6 protein-coding genes and 1 pseudogene are annotated in these 7726 nt (G+C 72.5%); 4 read left to right on the top strand and 3 right to left on the bottom strand.

Annotated features, from left to right (window positions below; translation table 11 throughout):
* Positions 1-551 (bottom strand): annotated as a pseudogene (locus KUM39_RS28495) (hypothetical protein); the annotation flags it as partial.
* A 224-nt stretch (positions 552-775) separates the two neighbouring features.
* On the bottom strand, positions 776-2161 hold the full coding sequence (locus KUM39_RS27780) for an NsdA family TPR-like regulatory protein (RefSeq protein ID WP_217788545.1): 1386 nt from the start codon (positions 2159-2161) through the stop codon (positions 776-778).
* A 276-nt stretch (positions 2162-2437) separates the two neighbouring features.
* Here KUM39_RS27780 and KUM39_RS27775 point away from each other — a divergent pair, with 276 nt between their 5' ends.
* Positions 2438-3091, top strand: coding sequence for a bifunctional DNA primase/polymerase (locus tag KUM39_RS27775; protein WP_217788544.1), 654 nt, complete (start codon positions 2438-2440; stop codon positions 3089-3091).
* Between the two features lie 58 nt (positions 3092-3149).
* Here the strand turns inward: KUM39_RS27775 and KUM39_RS27770 are convergent, their stop codons facing one another.
* A complete protein-coding gene (locus KUM39_RS27770; RefSeq protein ID WP_217788543.1) occupies positions 3150-4373 on the bottom strand; it encodes an RNA-guided endonuclease InsQ/TnpB family protein in 1224 nt (407 codons plus the stop codon).
* Between the two features lie 25 nt (positions 4374-4398).
* Here KUM39_RS27770 and tnpA point away from each other — a divergent pair, with 25 nt between their 5' ends.
* The 3 genes from tnpA (at position 4399) to KUM39_RS27755 (ending at position 7384) form a co-directional block, all read left to right on the top strand.
* Positions 4399-4815: an IS200/IS605 family transposase gene (tnpA, locus tag KUM39_RS27765; protein WP_217788542.1), complete on the top strand. Its 417-nt coding sequence runs from the start codon at positions 4399-4401 to the stop codon at positions 4813-4815.
* A 200-nt stretch (positions 4816-5015) separates the two neighbouring features.
* On the top strand, positions 5016-5792 hold the full coding sequence (locus KUM39_RS27760; protein ID WP_217788541.1) for an ABC transporter ATP-binding protein: 777 nt from the start codon (positions 5016-5018) through the stop codon (positions 5790-5792).
* Positions 5789-7384 (top strand): transporter, encoded by a 1596-nt coding sequence (locus KUM39_RS27755; RefSeq protein ID WP_217788540.1) that lies wholly within the window; start codon positions 5789-5791, stop codon positions 7382-7384. The genes KUM39_RS27760 and KUM39_RS27755 overlap by 4 nt, the downstream gene beginning before the upstream one ends.
* The last annotated feature ends 342 nt before the right edge of the window (positions 7385-7726 follow it).

The following is a 7726-nucleotide window of genomic DNA, read 5'->3' as shown; positions in this document are numbered from 1 at the left end:
GGGGGGGGGCCGGGGGGGGGGGGGGGCGGGGGGGGGGGGGGGGGGGGGCCCCCGCCGTACTGCGGCGCGTACGGGTCGCCGTAGCCGCCCGAAGCGTTCTCGGCGGGCAGCGGGGAAGCGCCGTGGCCGCCGTGCGCGCCCTGGGTGCCGTAGTCGCCGTACTGCTGCGGGTACTGCGGCTGCTGGTGCTGCGGCTGCGCGCCGCCCGCTCCGTACCCCTGGTCGCCGTACGAGCCGTGGGCGCCGTGCCCGGCCTGCGCGCCGTACGCCTGGGTCGGCGCGTCCTCCGGGGGCAGCGGGCCGGGACCGCCCTGCTGCTCCGGGCCGCCCCAGCCGGGGGCGGCGGCCGGGGGCCAGCCCTGGTCCTGCCGCTGCGGCTCCTGACGGCCGGGACCCCACGGGTCGCCCCATGCCTGGCCGCCGGCCGGTGCCGTGGAGGCCGGGCGGCCGGTCATGCCCGGCAGTACGGGCTCGCCTCCGTCGGAGGGCAGCACGATGCCTTCGTGCGCTTGCCGCGCCGAGGGCTCCTCGCCCTGTCCACTCTGCGTCACCGGGACTCCTACTAATGGGGGACCTTCGGAATCGTCGGCTCACGCTACCGGGTCGCCCGCGCGGGGTGCCACGCCGCAGGGGGCCCGAACCCCTTCCCTGTGACAGCGGTAACAAAACCGCCCCGCCGCACGCTGTTGATGGGAACAGCCGTCTCCCGAGCGGCTGTTCACCATACGTTCACGCGCGGACGGGGAGGATTTCCCGAAGGACCGTCAGGCGGCGGTCAAGCAGCGGGTTGCAGGTCGAGGCGGGCGCCGAACTCCCGGACCACCGCCTCGTCCCGGAACGGCTCAAGACGCCGCTGGAGATCGTCCAGATACTCCGCGCCCCGGCTGGAGCGCAGCGTCCGCAGCAGTTCGACCGCCTTCGTCCCGGTGTGGCAGGCGAGTTCGATCTCCCGCTGCTGCACCTGGGCCGTGGCGAGCAGCACATGACCGATGGCGCGGCGGCGGGCCCTGGACTCCGGGTGCCCGGCGAGCGACTGCTCCGCGTACCGCGCGGCGGCCTCCGGCTGCCCGAGGTCCCGGTGACAGTGCGCCAGTTCGTCCGCGAGGTACGCCTCGTCGAAGTGGGCGATCCACACCGGGTCGTCCCCCGAGGCGCCGTCGGCCCGCTCCATCGCCGCGACCGCCCGCCCGGACGCCTCCTGCGCGGCACCGGCGTCACCGAGCAGCGCGTGTCCGCGCGCCTCGGCCGCGTGGAACATCGCCTCCGCGCGCGGCGTCACCCGCCCGCGCGCGCCCTCCTGCGCGGCCCGCGCCAGCTGGGCGATCTCGCGCGGGTTGCCCAGCTCGGCCGCGAGGTGGCTCATCGACGCGGCCAGCACATAGCCGCCGTACCCCCGGTCACCGGCCGCCTGGGCGAGCCGCAGCGACTGGATGTAGTACCGCTGGGCGAGACCGGGCTGCCCGGTGTCCACCGCCATGTACCCCGCCAGCTCGGTCAACCGGGCCACGGCGGCGAAGAGTTCACGCCCCACCGCCTCCCGGTACGACCCCGCCAGCAGCCCGGAGACGACGCTGTTGAGGTAGTGCACGACGACCGGGCGGACATGCCCGCTGCCGTACTGGTGGTCCAGGTCGGTGAGCGCCTGGGTCATGGAGCGCACCGCCGCCACGTCGGGCAGCCCCACGCGCGGGCCCGCCTGCCGGGCGACCTGGGCGTCCGGGGTGGAGATCAGCCAGTCCCGGCTGGGCTCGACCAGCGCGGAGGCGGCGACCGAGGACCCGGAGAGGAAGTCCCGGCGGCCCACGTCGCTGCGCCACAGCTCGCAGACCTGCTCGATGGCCCCCAGCACCGTCGGCGAGAACTGGAGACCGACGCCGGAGGCCAGGTTCTTGCCGTTGGCCATGCCGATCTCGTCGATCGTGACCGTACGCCCGAGCTTGCGGCCCAGCGCCTCCGCGATGATCGCGGGCGCCCGGCCGCGCGGCTGCTGCCCGCGCAGCCAGCGCGCCACCGAGGTCTTGTCGTAGCGCAGGTCGAGGCCGTGCTCGGCACCGCACATGTTGACCCGCCGGGCCAGCCCGGCGTTCGAGCACCCCGCTTCCTGGATGAGTGCCTGCAGCCTCTCGTTGGGCTGCCTTGCGACAAGCGGCCTCGCGGCCATGTACAACCCCCTGCGAACCCCTGGAGCGTGTGGAGCGGCCGGACGGTTCCGGTCGCACGATCACTGCCCAGCCGACATACCGTCAATGCGTGACATGTGCGGTTTGCCGGGGTAACGGCGGATGCCACCCCCCGCTCCTTGTTACCCGCTCCGGCCGCCGACTCCTCCCGCGCGCCCCCACGCGTGCACCCGTGCGCCCCGGCGGACGGCGGGATGCTCTCCCCCCGCGCGCGGGCGCGGCCGTAACTCCAGGTGGGTGCGGGAGTTGAGTTGAGCGTGGAAGAGACGATCGCCGGCGCCGAAGCCGCCCAGATCCCGCAGCAGCGCGGCGAATCGCTGCTGGAGACCGCCGTACGCTACGTCGAGGAGCGGCACTGGGAGGTGTTCCCCGGCAGCGCGCTCGACACCGTCGGCGGGACGCAGCGCTGCTCGTGCGGCGACGCCTCCTGTCCCGCGCCCGGCGCGCACCCGACCCGCCCGGACTGGGCCGCCCAGGCCACCGGCAGCGCCACCGAGGTCCGCCGGATGTGGCAGAAGCAGCCGGGCGCCTCGGTCCTGCTGCCGACCGGCCGCACCTTCGACGCGCTGTCCGTCCCGGAGAGCGCCGGGTTCCTGGCGCTGGCCCGCATGGAGCGGATGGAGCTGACCCTCGGCCCGGTGACCCTCACCCCGGACCGCCGGATGCAGTTCTTCGTCCTGCCCGGCGGCTGCGCGAAGATCCCGGACCTCGTACGGCGGCTCGGCTGGTCCCCGGAGTCGCTCGATCTGCTGGCGCTGGGCGAGGGACGGTACGTGGCCGCGCCGCCGACCCGGTTCGGGGCGCGCGGCGCGGTGCAGTGGGCGTGCCGCCCCACCCAGGCCAACCGGTGGCTGCCGGACACGGAGGAGCTGATCTCGCCGCTGGCCTACGCGTGCGGGCGGGACCGTTGACACGCTCCTCGCCCTGAAGGGCGAGGATTCTGGTCTTCCCTGACGGGTTGCCGTGCCGCTACGCGGCACGGTTTCCGGTGGGGAATCCGTGGCTTCCTGTTTCTTCGCGCTGTGCCGGGATCGCTCCTGGTCTTACCGGCGCTCCGCAGGCCGATGCCGCCAGTCCGGCGGCCGTCTTGACGTTGATCGCTGCGTTGGTGTCCCGGTCGTGGAGGGTGCCGCAGGCGCTACAGGTCCATTCCCGCACGCTCAGGGGTTTGGGCCCGTCGTGGTGGCCGCAGGTCGAACAGATCTGGCTGGTCGGTTCGAACCGGCTGACTTTGATCAGAGCGCGGCCGTACCGCTCGGCCTTGTAGGTCAGCATGTTGATGAACTGTGACCAGCCCGCGTCGTGCACGGATTTGGCCAGCCTGGTGCGCGCCAGTCCCGCCACCGACAGGTCCTCCACGGCGATCCCTTGGTTCTCGGAGATCAGCTTGGTGGAGAGCTGGTGGTGGAACTCACGGCGCGCGTCAGCGACTTCGGCGTGGGCCCGGGCGACCTTGAGGCGGGCCTTGGCCCGGTTCTTCGATCCCTTCTGCTTGCGGGACAGCTCCTTTTGGGCCTTCTTCAGCTTCCTCTCCGCGCGCCGCAGAAAGCGCGGGGAATCGATCTTCGTGCCGTCGGACAGGACGGCGAAGTGGGTCAGGCCGAGGTCGATGCCGATGGTGTTCTCGGTCTGCGGCAGACGTTCCGCGTCGGTGGCGGGATCGGTGTCGATGACGAAGGAGGCGAAGAACCGTCCCGCCGCGTCCTTGATCACGGTCACCGAGGATGGTGTGACGGGCAGGGCGCGGGACCATTTCACCTTCACCGCACCGATCTTCGGCAGGTCGAGGCGGCCCGCGTCGGTGATCTTCCAGCGAGCATTCGCGGTGAACCGGATCGACTGCCGGTGGTCCTTGCGGGACTTGAAGCGGGGCGCTCCCAGTCTCGGGCCCTTGCGGGTGCCGCCCAGGGAGGCAAAGAAGTTGCGGTACGCGGTCTCGGCGTCCCGCAGGGACTGCTGGAGCGCCACGGTGGAGACCTCGCCCAGCCAAGAGCGTTCCGGGGTGGTCTTGGCCTGGGTGATCAGCCGTGTGGACAGTTCCCCGATCTTCGGGAACGGCTCCCCGGCCGCTCGGGCGTCCTCGCGGGCGCGGACCGCGTCGTTGAACACGACGCGGGCGCACCCGAACGCCCTCGCCAACGCGGCCTGCTGGACGGCGTTCGGGTACAGGCGGAAGCTGTACCGGAGCTGCATGCCGACCACGATACATACTTGGGTTATGGGTGAGATGCAGAAGATCAGAACTGGTCGGCACTGTACGTTCGCGATGCATGTCCACTTGGTCTTCGTGACCAAGTTCCGGCACAGGGTGTTCACCGATACCCACCTGCGGCGCATGGAGGAGATCATGCGGTCGGTGTGTGGGGACTTCGAATGCGAGCTGGTGGAGTTCAACGGCGAGGACAACCACGTCCACTTGCTGGTGAACTTTCCGCCCAAGGTCGCCGTCACCAAACTGGTCAACTCCCTCAAGGGCGTCTCCTCTCGCCGCCTGCGTCAGGAATTTCCCGACCTGGTGCGCCACTACTGGCGGGCCAACAAGCTCTGGTCCGGCTCCTACTTCGCCGGAACCGTCGGCGGCGCACCGCTGTCCGTGGTCAGCCAGTACATCGAGCAGCAGAACCGGCCGGGGTGAGCCGCGCCCGGCTTCGCCGGGAAAGCCTCGCAACGCTCCGCGCCGCAGGCGGCATACCTCCGTCCGGCTCCGCCCGGCCCGTTGCGGTGACGCTCCGCGTCACACCGGCAGATTCGCTTCACCCCCGGCCTGAAGGCCGGAGCACTGCGAATAGATCCCGGTAGCACTCCGGTCCCGCCCCGCCCCGTAGGGTCTCCGTCATGAGCGACGTTGCGGTGCGGGTGCGAGGGCTCTGGAAGCGGTTCGGGCAGCAGGTGGCGGTCGGCGGGGTCGATCTCGACCTGCCGTCCGGCAAGTTCGTCGGGCTGGTCGGCCCGAACGGGGCCGGGAAGACGACCACGCTGTCGATGGTGACGGGCCTGCTGCGCCCCGACCAGGGAACGGTGGAGATCGCCGGGCACGACGTGTGGCGGGACCCGGTCGAGGTCAAGTCCCGGATCGGCGTGCTGCCCGAGGGGCTGCGCCTCTTCGAACGGCTCTCCGGCCGGGAGCTGCTGGCCTACTCCGGGCGGCTGCGCGGGCTGCCCGGCGCCGAAGTGGACAAGCGGGCCACGCAGTTGCTGGACGTGCTGGACCTCGCGGGCGCGCAGCACAAGCTGGTGGTGGACTACTCGACCGGCATGCGCAAGAAGATCGGCCTGGCCGCCGCCCTGCTGCACAATCCCCAAGTCCTCTTCCTGGACGAGCCGTTCGAGGGCGTGGACCCGGTCTCCGCGCAGACCATCCGGGGCGTCCTGGAGCGCTACACCGGTTCCGGCGCCACCGTCGTCTTCTCCTCCCACGTGATGGAACTGGTCGAGTCGCTGTGCGACTGGGTCGCCGTGATGGCGGCGGGCCGCATCCGCGCGACCGGCACCCTGGCCGAGGTCCGTGCCGAACACCCCACGCTCCAGGCCGCGTTCCTCGAACTGGTCGGCGCGCGCGGCCGGGACGCCGCGTCCGACCTGGACTGGCTGGGCGGCGGTGCGGCCCGATGAGCGAGTCAACTCCCGTCACGACGACGGTCGTCCGGCTGAAGCTGGCACTCCTGCGCAACGGGCTGCGCCAGTCGGCGGGCCGCCGGGCCGCGTTCGTCGCCTCCGCGCTCGCCGCGCTGCTGGTCGGGGTGGGCCAGTTGCTCGGCCTGCTGGCGCTGCGCGGCAACCCGGACGCCGCCTCGGTGGCGGTGCCCGCCGTGGCCGTCCTGGCGCTGGGCTGGGCGGTGATGCCGCTGTTCTTCCCCGGCGGCGACGAGACCCTGGACCCGACCCGTCTGGTGATGCTCCCGCTGCGGCCCCGCCCCCTGGTCCGCGCCCTGCTGGCCGCCTCCCTGGTCGGCACCGGCCCGGCGTTCACCCTGCTGGTGCTCGCCGGATGCGCGGTCGCGGTCGCGCACGGCCCGCTGGGCGGCCTGTTCGCCTTCGTGGGCGTCCCGTTGGCGCTGCTGACCTGCGTGGCGTTCGCCCGGCTCGTGGCCGTCGCCAACGTACGGCTGCTGAGCAGCCGCAAGGGCCGGGACCTCGCCGTGCTGAGCGGCCTGGTGATCGCGGTCGGCGCGCAGGTCGTCAACTTCGCCGCTCAGCACCTGGGTTCGGCGGGCCTGAAGCCGCTGCGCCCGGTCGCCGACGTCCTCGCCTGGGTGCCGCCCGCGTCTGCGCTGGGCGCGGTACGCGCGGCGAGTGAGGGCTCGTACGGCACGGCGGTGGCCCAACTGGCGCTCGCAATCGCCGGGTTGACCCTGTTGGTCTTCCTGTGGGCGCGGGGGCTGACCCGGCTGATGACCGCGCCGGACGGCTCCACCCTGCAGAGCGCGGACGCGGGCACCCGGGACCGTACGGCGTCGGGGCTGGGGCGGCTGCTGCCCGGCGGGCGCACGGGCACGGTCATGGCGCGGGCGCTGCGCTACATCTGGCGCGACCCGAAGACCAAGGCCGCCTGGGTGACCTCGCTGGCCATCGGGCTGATCGTGCCGGTGTTCAACGCGGTCCAGGGCACCGGCTCGGTGTACTTCGCGTGCTTCGCCGCCGGGATGCTCGGCATCCAGATGTACAACCAGTTCGGGCAGGACACTTCCGCCTTCTGGATGGTCGCCCTCACCGTCTCCACCCCCCGCGACGCCTACGCCGAACTGCGCGGCCGGGCCCTGGCCCTGCTGCTGATCACGGTGCCCTACGCCACGGCGGTCACCGTACTGACGACGGCCCTGCTCGGCGCCTGGAATCAACTCCCCGAGGTGCTGGGCCTCTCCCTCGCCCTGCTCGGCGCGATGCTCGCCACCGGCGCCTGGACCTCGGCCCGCTTCCCCTACTCGATCCCGCAGGAGGGCCACAAGAACGTCGCCCCCGGCCAGGTCGGCCTCGCCTGGATCTCCATCTTCGGCGGCATGGTCGCCTCCGCCCTCCTCTGCTCCCCCGTCATCGCCCTGGTCATCTGGCAGAACGTGGTGGCGGGCGGCGACACCTGGTCCTGGATCACCCTCCCCCTGGGCGCCGCCTACGGCACCACCCTGACCTGGGCAGGCCTCCACCTGGCAGCCCCCCGCACAGCCGCCCGCCTACCGGAGATCCTCACAGCGGTAAGCAAGGGCTAGCAAGTCGTCTTGGGGGGCGCGGGGGTGCCTGTCCAGCGGGGCCGAGCCACCGTCTTCAGGGGCGCGGGGAACTGCGCGACAAGCCCCCACCGGGCCGAGGACCACAACGCACCAGAACCACGCATCGACCACGGCCGGGGGCACCCGTCCAACGAGCCCGAACCACCGTCTTTAGGGGCGCGGGGAACTGCGCGACAAGCCCCCACCAGGCCGCACCCGCACACAGCCCCCGCACCCGCACCCGCACCCGCACCACGAATTCCGCACCCCGCACCAAGACACCCCGCCACCCCCCCCCCCCCCCCCCCCCCCCCCCCCCCCCCACCGCCCCCCCCCCCCCCC

It is taken from the genome of Streptomyces corallincola (assembly GCF_019104725.1).
GTDB classification, from domain to species: Bacteria; Actinomycetota; Actinomycetes; order Streptomycetales; family Streptomycetaceae; genus Streptomyces; species Streptomyces corallincola.
This window is presented reverse-complemented; position numbering and strand designations above follow the sequence as displayed.

What these genes read in the sequence shown, in the direction of transcription:
- KUM39_RS27780 (WP_217788545.1), bottom strand. Translation starts at nt 2,161, where the DNA reads ATGGCCGCGAGGCCGCTTGTCGCAAGGCAGCCCAACGAGAGGCTGCAG.
- KUM39_RS27770 (WP_217788543.1), bottom strand. Translation starts at nt 4,373, where the DNA reads ATGCAGCTCCGGTACAGCTTCCGCCTGTACCCGAACGCCGTCCAGCAG.
- tnpA (WP_217788542.1), top strand. Translation starts at nt 4,399, where the DNA reads ATGGGTGAGATGCAGAAGATCAGAACTGGTCGGCACTGTACGTTCGCG.
- KUM39_RS27760 (WP_217788541.1), top strand. Translation starts at nt 5,016, where the DNA reads ATGAGCGACGTTGCGGTGCGGGTGCGAGGGCTCTGGAAGCGGTTCGGG.
- KUM39_RS27755 (WP_217788540.1), top strand. Translation starts at nt 5,789, where the DNA reads ATGAGCGAGTCAACTCCCGTCACGACGACGGTCGTCCGGCTGAAGCTG.